This is a genomic window from Dietzia sp. IBK-p2-16D, from assembly GCF_057773085.1.
Genome location: NZ_JBYMTL010000002.1, coordinates 705,791 through 721,785 on the forward strand (window position 1 = coordinate 705,791; position 15,995 = coordinate 721,785).

At 71.4% G+C, this 15,995-nt stretch carries 17 protein-coding genes; 10 read left to right on the plus strand and 7 right to left on the minus strand.

Going from position 1 to position 15,995, the window contains the following annotated elements:
• Positions 1-51: 51 nt before the first annotated feature.
• Positions 52-1,467 carry a hypothetical protein gene (locus AC3DE3_RS07650; RefSeq protein WP_312027450.1) on the minus strand — a complete coding sequence of 472 codons (1,416 nt, stop codon included), beginning with the start codon at positions 1,465-1,467 and terminating at the stop codon, positions 52-54.
• A gap of 163 nt (positions 1,468-1,630) precedes the next feature.
• On the opposite strand from AC3DE3_RS07650, the gene AC3DE3_RS07655 reads away from it, so the two are divergent.
• The 3 genes from AC3DE3_RS07655 (at position 1,631) to AC3DE3_RS07665 (ending at position 5,151) form a co-directional block, all read left to right on the plus strand.
• Positions 1,631-2,647 carry an NUDIX domain-containing protein gene (locus AC3DE3_RS07655; RefSeq protein WP_488369565.1) on the plus strand — a complete coding sequence of 339 codons (1,017 nt, stop codon included), beginning with the start codon at positions 1,631-1,633 and terminating at the stop codon, positions 2,645-2,647.
• Between the two features lie 12 nt (positions 2,648-2,659).
• Positions 2,660-3,223: a DUF1648 domain-containing protein gene (locus AC3DE3_RS07660; protein WP_260488872.1), complete on the plus strand. Its 564-nt coding sequence runs from the start codon at positions 2,660-2,662 to the stop codon at positions 3,221-3,223.
• Positions 3,224-3,291: 68 nt separating this feature from the next.
• Positions 3,292-5,151: an alkaline phosphatase D family protein gene (locus AC3DE3_RS07665; RefSeq protein ID WP_488369566.1), complete on the plus strand. Its 1,860-nt coding sequence runs from the start codon at positions 3,292-3,294 to the stop codon at positions 5,149-5,151.
• On the opposite strand, the gene thiE is transcribed toward AC3DE3_RS07665, so the two are convergent.
• Positions 5,148-5,873 carry a thiamine phosphate synthase gene (gene thiE / locus AC3DE3_RS07670; RefSeq protein ID WP_488369568.1) on the minus strand — a complete coding sequence of 242 codons (726 nt, stop codon included), beginning with the start codon at positions 5,871-5,873 and terminating at the stop codon, positions 5,148-5,150. The two genes, AC3DE3_RS07665 and thiE, sit on opposite strands and share 4 nt — an antisense overlap.
• 40 nt (positions 5,874-5,913) lie before the next feature.
• Between thiE and AC3DE3_RS07675 the strand changes: the two genes are divergently transcribed.
• Genes AC3DE3_RS07675 through thiG form a run of 3 tightly spaced genes read left to right on the plus strand, consistent with a single transcriptional unit; the run spans position 5,914 to position 8,217 of the window.
• Positions 5,914-7,164, plus strand: a complete 1,251-nt coding sequence (locus AC3DE3_RS07675; RefSeq protein ID WP_488369569.1) for an FAD-dependent oxidoreductase — start codon at positions 5,914-5,916, stop codon at positions 7,162-7,164.
• A gap of 59 nt (positions 7,165-7,223) precedes the next feature.
• Positions 7,224-7,424, plus strand: a complete 201-nt coding sequence (gene thiS, locus AC3DE3_RS07680) for a sulfur carrier protein ThiS (protein ID WP_488369570.1) — start codon at positions 7,224-7,226, stop codon at positions 7,422-7,424.
• A 22-nt stretch (positions 7,425-7,446) separates the two neighbouring features.
• Positions 7,447-8,217, plus strand: coding sequence for a thiazole synthase (gene thiG / locus AC3DE3_RS07685; protein ID WP_488369641.1), 771 nt, complete (start codon positions 7,447-7,449; stop codon positions 8,215-8,217).
• 12 nt (positions 8,218-8,229) lie between these two features.
• Here thiG and AC3DE3_RS07690 read toward each other — a convergent pair whose 3' ends face one another.
• A complete protein-coding gene (locus AC3DE3_RS07690; RefSeq protein ID WP_488369571.1) occupies positions 8,230-8,883 on the minus strand; it encodes a DUF1707 SHOCT-like domain-containing protein in 654 nt (217 codons plus the stop codon).
• Positions 8,884-8,969: 86 nt separating this feature from the next.
• Between AC3DE3_RS07690 and AC3DE3_RS07695 the strand changes: the two genes are divergently transcribed.
• Entirely contained in the window at positions 8,970-9,884 is a 915-nt protein-coding gene (locus AC3DE3_RS07695) for an ABC transporter ATP-binding protein (RefSeq protein WP_260488866.1), read from the plus strand.
• Entirely contained in the window at positions 9,881-10,645 is a 765-nt protein-coding gene (locus AC3DE3_RS07700; RefSeq protein ID WP_260488865.1) for an ABC transporter permease, read from the plus strand. Before AC3DE3_RS07695 ends, AC3DE3_RS07700 begins: the two co-directional genes overlap by 4 nt.
• A 138-nt stretch (positions 10,646-10,783) precedes the next feature.
• Here the strand turns inward: AC3DE3_RS07700 and thiC are convergent, their stop codons facing one another.
• Positions 10,784-12,490 carry a phosphomethylpyrimidine synthase ThiC gene (gene thiC, locus AC3DE3_RS07705; RefSeq protein ID WP_488369572.1) on the minus strand — a complete coding sequence of 569 codons (1,707 nt, stop codon included), beginning with the start codon at positions 12,488-12,490 and terminating at the stop codon, positions 10,784-10,786.
• A 186-nt stretch (positions 12,491-12,676) separates the two neighbouring features.
• On the opposite strand from thiC, the gene AC3DE3_RS07710 reads away from it, so the two are divergent.
• Together AC3DE3_RS07710 and AC3DE3_RS07715 are read left to right on the plus strand one after the other, a co-directional pair.
• On the plus strand, positions 12,677-12,973 hold the full coding sequence (locus AC3DE3_RS07710) for a GNAT family N-acetyltransferase (RefSeq protein WP_260488863.1): 297 nt from the start codon (positions 12,677-12,679) through the stop codon (positions 12,971-12,973).
• Between the two features lie 101 nt (positions 12,974-13,074).
• Entirely contained in the window at positions 13,075-13,590 is a 516-nt protein-coding gene (locus AC3DE3_RS07715; RefSeq protein WP_488369573.1) for a CD225/dispanin family protein, read from the plus strand.
• Between the two features lie 19 nt (positions 13,591-13,609).
• Here AC3DE3_RS07715 and AC3DE3_RS07720 read toward each other — a convergent pair whose 3' ends face one another.
• The 3 genes from AC3DE3_RS07720 to AC3DE3_RS07730 all read right to left on the minus strand — a co-directional run bounded on the left by AC3DE3_RS07720 (position 13,610) and on the right by AC3DE3_RS07730 (position 15,951).
• The gene (locus AC3DE3_RS07720) at positions 13,610-14,026 is read right to left on the minus strand and encodes a CoA-binding protein (protein WP_488369574.1); all 417 of its coding nucleotides are present in this window, start codon (positions 14,024-14,026) and stop codon (positions 13,610-13,612) included.
• A gap of 227 nt (positions 14,027-14,253) precedes the next feature.
• Positions 14,254-15,147, minus strand: coding sequence for a polyphosphate kinase 2 (ppk2, locus tag AC3DE3_RS07725; RefSeq protein WP_260488860.1), 894 nt, complete (start codon positions 15,145-15,147; stop codon positions 14,254-14,256).
• A gap of 3 nt (positions 15,148-15,150) precedes the next feature.
• Positions 15,151-15,951 (minus strand): exodeoxyribonuclease III, encoded by an 801-nt coding sequence (locus AC3DE3_RS07730; protein WP_488369575.1) that lies wholly within the window; start codon positions 15,949-15,951, stop codon positions 15,151-15,153.
• Positions 15,952-15,995: the final 44 nt, after the last annotated feature.

The following is a 15,995-nucleotide window of genomic DNA, read 5'->3' on the forward strand; positions in this document are numbered from 1 at the left end:
CCACCAGGGCTCCCCCGAGCGCCACCCGGGCCCACACGCCCGCCCGCGCCGTCACAGGTACTCCCTGACCCGGGGCGCGATCCCCACGACCACGGCGAACGCGGCCAGGGTGGACAGCGCGATGATGAGGTCCGGCCCGCTGGAGGAGGTGCGGCGCGCGTTGTCGATGCGCGTGCGCAGGGTGTCGCGGGCCTCCTCGATGGCGTCCTGCATCGACTCGTCGAACTCGTCGAACGCCGCGCCCGAGTCGCCGTCGGACTGACCGGAGGAGATGGTGATCGCGCCCTGATAGTCGCCCTGCTGGTACAGGGAGTCGGCGCGGTTCTGGGCGGCCATCCACTCGTCGAGCGCCTCGATCGCGCCCGTCACCGCGCCCTGCGAGTCCAGGCTGATGCGGCCGGTGGAGTCCTCCTCCTCGTCGTCGAGGTACACGGTCAGGGTGTCCCGCACGCCGCCCAGGATGGCCGCGCGCTCGGCCGCCGACCCCTCCGGATCGGTACGCCGCACCAGGTTCAGCGTCTCCTGCGCACGCACCTTCTGGGCGTTGATCCGCTGGCGGGTCAGCTCGTTCATCGGCGCCGCGCCCTCGGACAGGCCCTTGGCGTTGTCGTTGGCCGCGAGGAACCCGGCGATCATGGTGAGCAGGAACGTCGCCACCATGAGCAGCGAGGCCAGCGCGAGGGGGGGATTGACCCGCCGCCCGGTGAGCCGCCACAACCACTGCTGCAGCAGCACCAGCACCGCGATCGCCAACCCCAGCAGGAAGAACGACCCCCACGGCGGCGAGGACCACTCCCGGTCCGACTGGCCCACCGACGTGGACTGCCGGTCGTACAGGTCGGCGGCGGCGGGCAGGATCGTGTCCTGCATCAGCGCCGACGCCGACGCCAGGTACGCCGACCCGACCGGATTGGCCACGCGGTTGTTGGTGCGCGCCGTCTCCACGAGGCCGGTGTAGGTGGCCAGCTGCGCGTTGATCTCGGCGAGCTGGTCGATGGACTCCGTGTCGCTGCGGTCGAGGCCCTGGGAGGCGGCGATGATCGACGACGACGAGGTCGCGATCGCCTGGAGGTAGCGTTCGCGCAGTTCCGCAGGCTCGATACCGCCGGTGATGAACGCCGTGTTCGCCGCGGAGTCCGCGATCGTCAGGGAGCTGTACAGCGTCTGCGAGGCGTTGGCGACGGGCTCCACCTCGGCCAGCAGCGTCTCGTGGTAGCTCTGACGCTGGGTGATGGTCGAGGACGCCACGACCCCGCCCGCCAGGACGGTGATGATCGCCAGCAGTGCGAACACCGACATCCGGCCCGGCGTGGTGAGGGCGTCCTCCCAGAAGCGGGCGGCGCGGCGGCGGACCGGCCGGCGGGGTTGGAGGGGGGAGACCGACTCACCTCCCGAGCCGGGGGCGGACGCGGGCGTGTCGGCGGAGGGGCCGCGGGTGTGCCGTCGCGAGAGGGTTGGGGCGCGCATCAGTTCGCTCACCTCCCCGGTCTCCGCCCGTCGAGCCGACGATCCGACGGGAGTGTGTCCCAGGTTAGTGAAGTGGCGGCGCGGAGTCGGGCAGACTGGTCGACGAGGACTCAAGGTTCCGCCCGATCCGGGGGTGGACGGGTCCAGGGGAGGTGGAGGACCGGTGGCGGCGAGCGAGGGTGACGGCAACGGCTGGGTGGTGTCCGACGCCGGTGATCGTCGGTGGGGTCGGTTCGGTGCCGCCGGACTCCTGCTGCGCGCCGCCGACCCGTCCGATCCCGACGTCCCCCTGGTGTTGCTGCAACACCGCGCCGTGTGGACCGCCTCCGGCGACACGTGGGCGCTGCCGGGCGGTGCGCGGGACTCCTACGAGGACGCGCCGGTGGCGGCGTTGCGCGAGACGGAGGAGGAGGCCGAGATCCGGCCCGCCGACGTGGTGGTGCGCGCCGAGGTCGTGACCTCCCGCATGCCCGGCACCGTGTGGCACCGGCCCGGACTGGACATGCGGCACGTGGCCGAGATGATGCGGCGGATGCGGCCCGACCAGCGTCACGACGAGGCGCCCGAGGGGTCCACCCGCCCCCGCACGATCCCGCCGCTGGTCCAGGAATCGCCCGACGCGGTGGAGTGGACGTACACCACCGTGATCGCGGATGCCCCGCGCGCGCTGGAGACCGTGCCCAACAACGAGAGTCTCGAATTGCGCTGGGTCCCCGAGACCCGCGTGGCCGAGCTGCCGCTCATGCCCGCGTTCGCGCACGCGTGGGCCAACGGACTGCGCTCCGAGCCGGTCGAACTGGTGGTGGACGTGGCCAACGTGCTCGGCTCCCGCCCCGACTGTTGGTGGAAGGACCGGGCCGGTGCCACCGCCCGACTGCTCGACGAACTGGGTACCGGCATGCCCCGCACGCTCGAACTGCCGGGGGCTGGGTCACCCCGGGGATTCGGCTGGGTCGCCCGCGCGCACGCCGTGATCGAGGGCGCCGCCCGCGCGGCCGAGCACGACGGCCCGTTCGTCGTGCACCGCGCCCCCGGGTCCGGCGACGACGCGATCGCCGAGCTGGCCACCGAGCTGGATGGCGGGCCCCGCCGGGTGGTGGTGGTCACGGCCGATCGGGGACTGCGGGACAGGATGCCGGAGGGGGTCCTCGTCGTCGGGCCCCGCGTCCTACTCGGGTAGCGGCGCGCACGGATGACCACCTACCAGGTCGCGGACGAGGCACGCGGGCTGCCTCGCGAACCCACGAGCGCGTGGATCGGCTTCCTCGTCGCGGGCGCGGCGGTGCTGTGGGCCGGCGTGCTGGTCTGGGCGGTCGTGGCGCTGCCCGACCGGGTGCCGACGCAGTTCGAGTTCGGCGGCCCGCCCACCAGTTGGTCGTCGAAGGCGGGCACGCTGGCCGTCATGGTGGGCACGACCGCCGTGCTGGCGCTCCCGGCGGCCCTGGTGCCGTGGGTGCTGTTCCGGTCCCCGGCGGCGATCAGCGCGCCCAACCGGCAGTGGTGGACGGCCACCCCGGCACGGTTCCGCCGGTTCGAAAGGCTGATGCGCGAGGACCTGCTGCTGCTCGCGGCCGTCGGGCTGCTCCTCATGGCCGTGGCGCAGGCCGGGATCATCGTGGCCGCGCACTCCGCGAGCGGTGGGATGCCGCCGTGGCTGCTTCCCGCCATACTCGTGCCGCTGGCCGGAATGGTCCTCGTGATAGTCCGTATGACCGGCGCCGGCGGGCGGTACGCGGAACACCCGGACCTGGATTGAGGCGCCCGACCTCGACCGCCCTGCCGGATCCGCGCGGCGTCGCGCCGCACGGGTGCACACTGGAGCGCATGACACCGTCCCCTGAGATCCTCGTCGGCCCGATGCTGCGGTACGTCGACAGCACCGACGCCACGGTGTGGGTGGAGGTGTCGGCGCCGTGCGAGGTGACGATCCGCGCGGGCGACGAGGTGGTCACCGAGCGCTCGTGGGGCGTGCACGGTCACCACTTCGCGGTGCTGCACCTGTGCCGACTGCGGGAGGGTGAGGTGACGCCGTACGAGATCTTGCTCGACGACACGCTCGCCTGGCCCGTCGACCCGGACCGGCCGAGCGTGATCCGCACGCCCCGCGCGGACGACACGGTGCGGTTGGCGTTCGGCTCGTGTCGGCGCGGTGAGAGTCAGACCCCGGTGGCGCTCCGCGAGATCGGCGCCGACGCGCTGGTGGCGCTTTCGCACCGCATGGCGCACACGCCGCACGACGAGTGGCCGGACGCGATGCTCCTGCTCGGCGACCAGGTGTACGCCGACATCCCCAGCAGGGAGATCTCCGAGCGGTTGGCCGAGCGCCGGCGCGCGGGCGGGGGACCGCAGTCGGTGCGCGATTCCGCGGGGGCCGGCGGCGACCGCGACGTCTCGGACGAGATCTGCGACTTCGAGGAGTACTCCTGGCTGTACCACGAGTCGTGGCGCGATGCGGACGTGCGCTGGCTCCTCTCGACCGTGCCGAGCTGCATGATCCTCGACGACCACGACCTGCGCGACGACTGGAACTCCTCGCACGCGTGGCGCTGTGAGATGACCGCCCAGCCGTGGTGGCGGGACCGGGTGATCGGCGCGTTCGGCAGCTACTTCGTCTACCAGCACCTGGGCAACCTCGCGCCGGACGAGCTGGAGGCGAACGAGATGTACCAGTCGCTGCGCTCGGCGGGCGCGGATGCCGAGCGGGAGACGCTGCTCGACCACTTCGCCCAGTCCGCCGACTCCGAACGCGGCGCCGTGCAGTGGAGCTTCAAGCGCGACTTCGGTCGGGTGCGCGTGGTGATGCTCGACGTGCGCGCCTCGCGGCACCTGAATCCGCAGGACCGACGGGTCATGGACGCCGGCGAGTGGGAGTGGACCCGCGACGCGTGCCTGGACCCGGATGCGGAGGTGGACCACCTGGTGATCGGGTCGTCGTTGCCCGCGTTCATGCTGCCCGCGCTGCACAACGTCGAGGGTTGGAACGAGGCCGTGGCCCGCGGCCGCTCGGGCTCCCGGCTCACCGCCCGGGTCGGGGAGCGGATCCGGCTCGCCGTGGACCTCGAACACTGGGCGGCGTTCCGGAACAGCTTCGACGACCTGGTCGGCCTGCTCACGGAGGTGGCCTCGGGTGATCACCGGCCCGCCCCCGCCTCGATCCTCCTGCTGGGCGGCGACGTGCACTGTTCCTATCTGGAGGAGGTGGACCTCACCGCCGGGCGGGTTGCGGACTCGCCCACCCGGGTCCACCAGTTGGTGATGTCGCCCTTCCGAAACCCTCTACAGAAGACGATCCGGGCGGTGAACCGGCTGTCGGTCCGCGAGCCGGTGCCCGCGCTCACGCGTCGACTGTCCCGGGCGGTGGGGGTGCGCGAGCCCGAGGTGCGGTGGCGCGTCACCGACGGCCTCTGGTTCGACAACGGCGTGATGACCCTCGTCCTGCGCGGCCGCCGCGCCTCGGTGCAGGTCGACCACGCCACCGTCGAGTGGCCCGCGCTCGGGCTGGGCAAGGTCCTCACCCTGGTGCCCGGCCTGGCGCCGGACTCATGGGGACGACGACGACGGCGAGACGGCGATTCGCTCGAGCGTAAGCCCCGACAGGTGTTGCGCAGGACGCTGAGCAAGGAGCTGACCGGGGAGGGCCTGCCGTCGCGCGGTGCCGCTGTCCGGGCGGAGGCCGCGCTCTAGGCCAGTGCGGCGCGGAGTTCGCGGGCCGCGGCCGTGGGATCGGTCGCCCCGGTGACGGCGCGGACCACCACCACGCGGGTGGCGCCCGCGGCCAGTACCTCGGCTAGGTTCGTCGCATCGATCCCCCCGATGGCGAACCACGGCTTCCCGGCCGGCCCCACGACGGTTCCCGCGGCGTGGCGCACGAGGTCCGGGCCCGGCGCGACGCGGCCCGGCTTGGTCGGGGTGGGCCACACGGGGCCGGTGCAGAAGTAGTCCAACTGCGGGTTCGCCGCCGCCCTGTCGACCTCGTCCGCGGCGTGGCAGGACAGTCCGATCACCACGTCGTCGCCGACGATCCGCCGCGCCCACTCCACCGGTAGGTCGTCCTGGCCGACGTGCAGCACGTCCGCCCCCGAGGCGACGGCGACGTCGGCGCGGTCGTTCACCGCGAGCAGTGCTCCGTGCGAGTCGCACACCTCGCGCATCACCGCCAGCGCCCGGAGTTCGTGACCGGCCTCGAGCGGTCCGAGATCGCGGTCGCCGGGGGAGTTCTTGTCCCGCAGTTGGACGATGTCGACCCCGCCCGCCAGTGCCGCGGTGACGTCCCGGCGCAGTGCGGGGAACTCTCCCGTCCACCCCTGCTCGCGCGCCCGGTCGTCGAGATGACGGCGCGCGTCGATGCAGAGATAGAGGCGGGCGTCGGCGAGGCGGGCACGGAGACGGTCGGCACGGGAGGTCATGGTCACAACCGTAGGCCAGGGCCCCACTAGGCTGGCCGTCGTGATCGACGACCCCCGACGTCCCGCCGCGCGGAGCGGTGCCCGCCGCGTTGCCGTGGTCGGTGGTTCGGTGATCGGCCTGGCGTGCGCCTGGTCGATCGCCCGGTCCGGAACCGCCACGGACGTGGTGATCCACGAGCCCGACGACTCCGGCCCCGACGGCGTTCCCGCCAAGGGGGCCGCCTGGGTGGCCGGCGGCATGCTCGCCCCCTTCAGCGAGGCGTGGCCGGGGGAGGAGGCGGTGTTCGCGCTCGGCGTGGACTCGCTGCGGCGCTGGCCGGGATTCCTCGCCGCCCTCGAGCCGCACGTCCCTCCCGGCCCGCCGGTCCGCACCGCCACCCGCACCCACATGCTGGCCGTGGACGAGGCCGACGCCCGCGACCTCGACATGGCCATGGAGTGGGCCGCCCGCCAGCCAGACCCCGCCGGCCCCGACCCCGCCGACTCCGACCCCGCCGGCCCCGACCCCGCCGACTCCGACCCCGCCGGCCCCGACCCCGCCGACTCCGACCCGGTTCCCGGGATCACCGACGCGGACCTGCGCCGCGTCACCCGCCGTGAGCTGCGCGAGGCCGAACCGTCCCTGGCCCGCGTCGCCCGGGTCGCCTACCGAATGGACTCCGAGGGGGCCGTCGACAACCGCGTCCTGTTGGCCGCCCTGACGCGGGCGTGCCGGGCCGAGGGTGTGACGTGGGTGCGGGGTGCGGTGGCCTCGGTGGACGACGTCGACGCGGACCGCGTCGTCCTGGCCGCGGGCGCGGGGTCCGCCGCTCTGGCGGGGCTGCCGGTGCGCCCGGTCAAGGGTGAGGTGCTTCGGTTGCGCGTCCGGCCCGGCTGCGAGGACCCGCCCCGCGGGGTCGTGCGGGCGTTCGTGCGCGGGCGCCCGCTCTACCTCGTCCCGCGCGACGGCGGCCTGGTCGTGGGCGCCACCCAGTACGAGCACGGCGACGACCGGCAGGTCACCGTCGGCGGGGTGCGCGACCTGCTCTCCGACGCCGAGACGGTCTTCCCCGGCATCGGAGAGTACGAACTGGCCGAGGCCATCGCCGGGCTCCGGCCCATGTCGCCGGACAACCTTCCGTTCCTCGGCGCCGACCCCGCGGACCCGCGTCTCGTCCACGCCACCGGGCACGGCCGCAACGGCATCGCGCTCACCCCGGTGACCGTGGCCGCGGTCCTGGCGACGCTGGATGGTCTGGCCGTCCCGGCGGCGGCGCGAGCGGCCGCGCCGGACCGCTTCACTCGGGGATGAGTGCCGCGGCCGGGCCGACTACGGTGGGGATACACCGCAGATGTGAAGCAGGAGGGCCCATGATCGTCACCGTGAACGGCGAGGACCGCACGCTGGCCGACGGCGCGACCGTCCGCACACTCGTCACCGTCCTGGAGCTGCCCGACGAGGGCGTCGCCATCGCCGTCGACGGCGTGGTGGTGCCCAGCTCGGGTTGGGACGCGGCGCCGCTCGGGGCGGGCGCGGAGGTCGACGTCCTCACGGCGGTCCAGGGTGGCTGAGGCCGATACGGCGGTCGCCGCGATCCTGGACTCGCCCCTGGTGATCGCGGGCGAGGAGATCTCCTCGCGGCTCATCACCGGCACCGGCGGTGCCGGGAACCAGGAGGTCCTGCGCGAGGCGCTGATCGCCTCGGGCACCGCGTTGACCACCGTGTCCATCCGCAAGGTCGACCTCCGGCTGGGCTCGGACGGACTCGGGCTACTCGGGATGTTGAAGGAGCTCGGGATCCGCCCGCTGCCCAACACCGCCGGCTGCCGGGGCGCCGCCGAGGCCGTCAAGACCGCCCGGCTCGCCCGGGAGGCGCTCGGCACCAACTGGGTCAAGCTCGAGGTGATCGCCGACGAGCGCACGCTCCTGCCCGACGGGGTGGAACTCCTCGAGGCCGCCGAGGACCTCGTCGACGACGGTTTCGTCGTCCTCCCCTACACCACCGACGACCCCGTCCTCGCCCGCCGCCTGGAGGACGTGGGCTGCGCGGCGGTCATGCCCCTGGGCGCGCCGATCGGCACCGGGCTCGGCATCTGCAACCCGCACAACCTGGAGATGATCGTCGAGCGCGCCGGCGTCCCCGTGATCTGCGACGCGGGGATCGGGACCGCCTCCGACGCCGCGCTTGCGATGGAACTCGGGTGCGACGGTGTCCTGCTCGCCACCGCCGTCACCCGGGCGGAGAACCCGCCGCTCATGGCCGCCGCGATGCGCGAGGCCGTCCGGGCCGGGCACGCCGCCCGACTCGCCGGGCGCATCCCCAGGCGGTTCTGGGCGCAGGCCTCCAGCCCGCCGGTCGACTGAGCCACTCCCGGGTCAGTCCTCGGTGCGCGGCACCCGCCGCACGCCGATCCCGCCCATGAGCGCCAGCCCGGTGACCCGCACCACCGGGGCTCCTGGCGGGGCCTGACGGACCGGGCGCGGATCGGGCTTCCAGCTCCCGGACTCCTCGCCGAAGCCACCCATCAGCCCCAGGCCCTCGATCTCCACATGCATGTCGTCGGGGACCAGGATCTCGATCCCGCCCATGACCGCGAACGCCCGGATCGTGGTCTCGTGGGACTGCAGCGAGGCGGCGCGCAGGTCGATCTCGATGCCGCCCATCATCGCGAACGCGGTGTGCACGGCGGGCAGGGTCCACGTCCCCTTGCGTTCGACCCCGCCCATGACCGCCAGCGAGGTAGCCGGCCCGCTGCCGCCGGTGACGCGGCGCTCCGGGGCCCGGTGCGGGCGGGCCTCCGGGGTCGACTCGTGGCCGCGGTGGGCGACGGGGAGGTCGTGCGTGAGCTCGATCAGGTCGGACCGGAACCTCGCGGCGTATGCCAGCGAGGTCCGCTCGTCGAACTCGGCGAGCGTGAGCCGCCCCTCCGAGAAGGACTCCTGCAGGAGCCTGGCGGTGGCGTCGCGCTCGGCGTCCGAGGCGCGTACCGAAGGCAGGTGGCGGTCCGGGTCGGGCGTGGCGTCGTCCATGGTCACGAGGGTAGTCCCGCGCGACCTGTACGCGGGCTGAGTAGGTGGACGCACCCTGTCCGCACCCCGGCAGGCAGACTGGGGCCATGATCGAGGTACGGAATCTCACCAAACGCTTCGGCGCCTCCACCGCCGTGGACGACCTCAGTTTCGACGTACGGCCCGGGGTCGTCACCGGCTTCCTCGGGCCGAACGGCGCGGGCAAGTCCACGACGATGCGGATGATCGTCGGCCTGGACACCCCCACCTCCGGGGAGGCGTTGATCAACGGGACCCCGTACCGCGAACTGGAACGCCCCGCGCACAAGGTCGGCTGCCTGCTCGACGCGTCCTGGACGCACGCCAACCGCTCTGCCGGTGCGCACCTGAAGATGGTCGCCGCGGCGGGCGGGGTGGCCCCGTCCCGCGTCGACGAGGTGCTCGGCCTGGTGGGCCTGACCGACGTCGCCGGGCGCAAGGTGGGCGGGTACTCGCTCGGGATGCGCCAGCGGCTCGGCCTGGCCACCGCCATGCTCGGTGACCCGGAGGTCCTCCTGTTCGACGAGCCCGTCAACGGGCTCGATCCCGAGGGCATTCTGTGGATCCGCCGCTTCATGCACGCGCGCGCCGCCGAGGGCCGCACGGTGCTCGTGTCCTCGCACCTGCTGTCGGAGATGGCGCAGACCGCCCAGGATCTCGTCGTGATCGGGCGCGGCAAGCTGCGCGCCCAGACCTCGGTCGAGGAGTTCCTCTCCGCCGCCAAGTCCTCGGTGATCCTGCGCACCCCGCACGTCGACGAGTTCACCGCCGCCGCGCGCGATGAGGGCATCGAGGCCACGTTCGACGCCGAGCAGGGCGTCTTCCTCATCGACAACCTCGGCGCGCCGCAGGTCGGCGACCTTGCCGCGAGCCTGGGGATCACCGTCCACGAACTGCACGAGAAGCGGGCGTCGCTGGAGGAGGCCTTCATGGCCCTCACGGACCAGGATGTCGAGTACCACGGTCAGGAGTCCACCCGATGAACCAGCTGAAGTCCGAGTGGATCAAGGTCACCACCACCAAGAGCGCGTACTGGCTGTACGCGATCGGAATCGGCCTGGCCGTGGTGCTCGCGGTGGTCATCGGCCAGTTCGAGCAGTCCGCCACCGGGGAGCCGATGGCCGGGGCGCCCGGCGGCGGCAGCGACCCGCTGTTCCCGATCCTCGGGGTCAGCGCGTTCACCGTCCTGCTGGCGTGGATCGCCGCGATCGTCGGCGTGACCGGCGAGTACCGCTATCACACGATCAAGGCCACGTTCCTGACCACGCCGTCGCGCTGGCCGGCGATCGTCGCCAAGACCGTCCTGTTCATGGCGCTGTCCGTGGTCGTCACGGCCGTCGGGGTGATCCTGGCGCTGCTCGTGGCCGGGGCGCTCTCCGGCAACGAGGGCTGGACCCCGTTCTCCGGCGATGGCCTGAAGTACCTGTGGCGCTTCCCCGTCTACGCCGCGCTGGGCACGCTCGCGGTGATGGGGTTGGCATACATCATGCGCAACGCCGCCGGCACGATCTCGTTGTTCCTGGTGTGGACGCTGGCGCTCGAGGGCATGATCTCGCTGATCCCGCGGGTCGGTGAGGATCTCGCCGCGTGGATGCCGTTCTCCAACGGAGACTTCTGGACCCAGGGCGAGACCGTGCGCGGTTACATCACGTGGGGTGAGTGGCCGGCGTTCGCGTGGTTCGCCGCCGTCTGCGTGGCCCTGTGGGTCGCCGGGGCGCTGATGACACTGCGCCGGGACGCCTGAGTCCGGCCCCGATCCGACGTCGCACCGGGGCTCGCGCGTCGGGGGACTGGTGGGTGGCGGCGCGGTCGGTGACGACGACGAGGTCGACCCGTCGCTCCACCCGTGCGACCTGCCGGGTGACTCGCCGGACCGGAGCGGCTATCGACCGGTGATCGGCAGGTAGACGCGCCCGCCACGGTCGGTGAACTCGGCGGACTTCTCGGCCATCCCCGCCTCGATCGCCTCCACCGTCTCCATCCCGTGTTCGGCGGCGTAGTCGCGGATGTCCTGGGAGATGCGCATCGAGCAGAACTTCGGACCGCACATGGAGCAGAAGTGTGCGGTCTTCGCCGGCTCCGCCGGCAGCGTCGCGTCGTGATACGCCAGGGCGGTGTCGGGATCGAGGGCCAGGGCGAACTGGTCCCGCCAGCGGAACTCGAACCGCGCGGTGCTCAGGGCGTCGTCGCGGGACTGCGCGCCCGGATGTCCCTTGGCCAGGTCCGCCGAGTGTGCGGCGATCTTGTACGTGATCACGCCGGTCTTCACGTCGTCCCGGTCGGGCAGGCCCAGGTGCTCCTTGGGGGTCACGTAACACAGCATCGCCGTGCCGGCCTCGGCGATGCGGGCCGCACCGATCGCGGAGGTGATGTGGTCGTAGCCCGGCGCGATGTCCGTGGCGAGGGGGCCCAGCGTGTAGAAGGGTGCCTCCTCGCACCACAATTCCTCGAGCCGGACGTTCTCCACGATCATGTGCATCGGCACGTGTCCCGGTCCCTCGATCATCACCTGGACGCCGTGTCGCTTGGCCACCCGCGTGAGCTCGCCCAACGTCCGGAGCTCGGCGAACTGGGCCTCGTCGTTGGCGTCGGCGATCGATCCCGGGCGAAGGCCGTCTCCGAGGGAGAACGTCACGTCGTAGCGCGCGAGGATCTCGCACAGTTCGTCGAAGTGGGTGTAGAGGAACGACTCGCGATGGTGTGCCAGGCACCACGCCGCCATGATCGAACCGCCCCGGGACACGATTCCGGTGACCCGCTTGGCGGCCAGCGGGACGTAACGCAACAACACTCCGGCGTGGACGGTCATGTAGTCCACGCCCTGCTCACACTGTTCGATCACGGTGTCGCGATACAACTCCCAGGTCAACCTGGTCGGGTCGCCGCCCACCTTCTCGAGCGCCTGGTAGATGGGCACGGTGCCCACCGGGACGGGGGAGTTCCGCAGGATCCACTCGCGTGTCTCGTGGATGTCCCGGCCGGTGGACAGGTCCATGATGGTGTCCGCGCCCCACCGGGTCGCCCACACCATCTTCTCGACCTCCTCCGCGATCGAGCTGGTGACCGCCGAGTTGCCGATGTTGGCGTTGATCTTGGTCAGGAAGCGCTTTCCGATGATCATCGGCTCGCTCTCCGGGTGACGGTGGTTGGCCGGGATGACCGCACGCCCCGCGGCGACCTCCGAACGGACCACCTCGACGTCGATCCCTTCCCTCACGGCGATGAACCGCATCTCCGGGGTGGTCAGGCCCGCGCGGGCCCAGGCCAGCTGGGTGCGGACGAGCGTGGGGTTGTCCGCCGAGGCGGAAACGGCCTCGGGGTGGGACCAGCCGCGACGGGTGGGCGGCAGGCCCGAGGCGAGGTCGTGGCAGTCCGCCGGGTCCGGGTATCCGGTGTACGGGCCTGAGGTGTCGTAGACGTCGAAGGTCGTGCCGGTGGTGAGCACGATCCGGCGCACGGGCACGCGCTGATCGTCCCCGCTGTCGCCGGGCACCTCGAGGTGGGCCTTGCTGCTGGAATGGATGGGGCCGCACGTCACGACCCCGATCGGGGTGGCGGTGGCGTCGTCGGTGGATAGAGCTGTGCCCATGGTGGTTCCTGATCTCCCTACGCCGGCATGATCCGGACAGGTTCTACGGTCGACGACCCGGCTGGTCGTCCTCTCAGCCCGCGCTTCGAAGCGGACTCCCGTGTGGACGAGTATGGAATTGTGCCGGCCGAGCGTAACCCGACGAGTAGCATCACGGGTGGGACACGCCCTGCCGAAGGAGTTCTGATGCCCGCTGGAACGTCGCTGAAGTTGGTCCACAACACCGATAGAGACCGCTTTGAACTGTGGGACAGCGAGACCTTCATGGGCCTCGTCGGTTACGAGAAGGACGGCGACGTCTACATCCTGCTCCACACGGTGATCGAGGAGCGGTACGGCCAGCAGGGCATCGCCCGTCTGCTGGTCAGCCTGGTACTCACCCGCATGCGTCTCGACGGGCTCAAGATCCGTCCGGTGTGCAGCTATGTCAGGCGTTTCCTCGTCCGCTTCCCGGAGTACCAACTCCTCGTCGCCCCGCAGTGACATGAGGTCCCGCTGACATGAGGCCCCGTTCGACAGGTGGAGAGGCGTCGGGGGAGCGGACGTAATCTGATCCCAGACGACCAGCGACCCGGAGGACTGCCATGACCTACCCGCCCCAGGGAAACAGTGCCGGCGGCGACCTCGCCGGTGGTGACGACGCCAACCGGGGTTCCTACGGCCAGAACCCGTACGACCGGAGTTCGCACGGTCAGGGTGCCTATGGTCAGGGAACGTACGGACAGGGAACGTACGGACACGGCTCGTACGGGCACAGCGACTACAGCGCCCAGACCCCCACGGGGTTCGGCGCGCAGACCCCGTCCTTCGCGGCATCGGGTGGGTACGGCGCACCGGCGGGTGCCAGCCCGGGCCCGCCGTCGAACGTCGGCTGGGCGGTCGCATCGATCCTGTGCTTCTGGCCGCTGTCGTTCGTCGCGATGACCCGCGCTCTGGAGGTCTACCCGTTGTGGGCCGCCGGCCGCCACGCCGAGGCCGAGGCGGCCAGCGCGACCGCCAAGAAGCTCGGCGTGATCTCGCTGGCGATCGTGGCGGTGCTCGTCGTGCTGTATTTCATCTTCATCTTCGCGATGGTGGGGCTGGCCTCGAGCGGCCTCTAGGCCCCGGCGGGCCCGGGCGTCAGGCCAGACCCAGCCTCGGGGCCTCGATCGCGGGGCACGCATCCATCACCACGTCCAACCCCGCGTCCTTCGCCCGCTGCGCCGCGGCCTCGTCGATCACGCCCAGCTGCAGCCACACGGCCCCGGCCCCCTTGGCGATCGCGTCGTCGACCACGCCGCCCGCGAGCTGCGAGTTCACGAACACGTCGACCACATCGACCTCGCCGGGGACGGACGCGAGATCCGGGTACCCCTGCTGACCGTGCACCGTCTCCGCCTTCGGGTGGACAGGCACGATCTCGTGTCCGAGGTCGCGGACATAGGCGGCGATCCGGTAGGCGGTGCGCCCGGTGTTGCCGGAGAGGCCGGCGACGGCCCACCGCCCCTTCTCGGAGAGCAGGCGCTTGATGACGGCCGGGTCATTGGTATGGGTCATACCCAGTGCAAGGCCCGGCGCGGCCCGGACATTCCCCGCGCTGGTCCCCGGCTGAGCTCAGTCAGTCCCCGACGGGGCCGATTAGCGGGGACATCGCTGCGTTCGCTGGCGCTCTCTCCGCTAGTCCCCGACGGGCCTGCGCGCGGGGCGCTTCCTTCGCGGGCTCAGTCAGTCCCCGACGGGGCCGATGCGCGGGGACATCGCTGCGTTCGCTGGCGCTCTCTCCGCTAGTCCCCGACGGCGTCCTTGCCGCGCCGGACGATCTTCGGGTCCGGGTCGAACACCACCTGGGGGTCCTTGTCCGGGTAGTCGAACTGGTTCAGGAAGTAGCGCATCGCGTTGATGCGGGCCCGCTTCTTGTCGTTGGACTTGATGGTGATCCACGGTGCCCACTCGGTGTCCGTACGACGGAACATCTCCTCCTTGGCGACCGTGTACTCCTCCCACTTGCCCAGGGACTGCAGGTCCATGGACGAGAGCTTCCACCGTCGGACAGGGTCGAGTTGCCGGATCGCGAACCGGGTCTTCTGCTCCTCCCGGGTGACGGAGAACCAGAACTTGGTCAGCCCGATACCCGAGTCGACCAGCATCTTCTCGAAGTTGGGCGCCTGCTCCATGAACGTCTCGTACTGCGAGTGCGTACAGAACCCCATCACCCGCTCGACTCCGGCGCGGTTGTACCAGGAGCGGTCGAACAGCACGAGCTCACCGCGGCTGGGCAGGTGGGCGATGTAGCGCTGGAAGTACCACTGGTACATCTCGGTCTCGGTGGGCTTGACCAGCGCGACGACCCGGGCCTGCCGGACGTTGATGTACTCGGTGAACCGCTTGATGGTCCCGCCCTTGCCGGCGGCGTCGCGGCCCTCGAACACGATCACCTGCCGGTGTCCCGATTCGGCCTGCCAGTTCTGGAACTTCAGCAGTTCGATCTGCAGCAGGTACTTCTCGACCTCGTACTGGTTGCGGTCCATCCTCTCGTCGTACGGGTAGTTCTCCCGCCAGGTGTCGACGGCCCGACCGTCGATGTCGATGAGGTCCGGGTCCTCCCCGTGGTCGTCGCGGACCGTGAAACCCTCGGCGCGGAGCCGGTCGATGTAGTGCCGCAGCTGGAACGTGGACATGGTTCAGTCGAGGTCCACGACGACGGGCGCGTGGTCCGAGGCTCCCTTGCCCTTGCGTTCCTCGCGGTCGATGGACGCTCCCGTCACACGTGCGGCCAGGGCGGGGGAGTGCAGCTGGAAGTCGATGCGCATGCCCTTGCGCTTGGGGAAGCTGAGCCCGGTGTAGTCCCAGTAGGTGTAGACGCCCGGTCCGGGCGTGTGCTCGCGGGTGACCTCGCGGAACCCGGCGCCGTCGAACGCGGCGAACGCCAACCGTTCGGGACCGGAGACGTGGGTCTTGCCCTCGAAGACCTCCATGTCCCACACGTCCTCGTCGAGCGGCGCGACGTTCCAGTCACCCATCAGGGCGATCTGGGCGTCGGAGTCGGCGGCCAGTTCGGCGGCGGCGTGATCGCGCAGGCGGGCCAGCCACTCCAGCTTGTAGGTGTAGTGCGGGTCGCCCAGCTCACGGCCGTTGGGGACGTAGAGGCTGTACACGCGGACGCCGTTGCAGACCGCCGAGATGGCGCGGGCCTCAGGGTCCTGCGAGACCTCGGGGTCCTTGTGGAAGCCCGGCATCCCGTCGAAGCCCAGGCGCACGTCCTCGAGCCCCACCCGGGAGGCCACGGCGACGCCGTTCCACTGGCTCAGCCCGTGATGGGCGATCTCGTAACCGGCCTCTCGGAAGGCCTCGGTGGGGAACTGCTCGTCCTTGCACTTGGTCTCCTGCATCGCCAGGACGTCGACGTCGGAGCGTTCGAGCCAGGCGAGCACGCGGTCTTGTCGGGCTCGGATCGAGTTCACATTCCAGGTGGCCAGGCGCATGGGGCCGAGTCTATTACCCGTAGGTGGTCGGTCGCCCGCGGGAA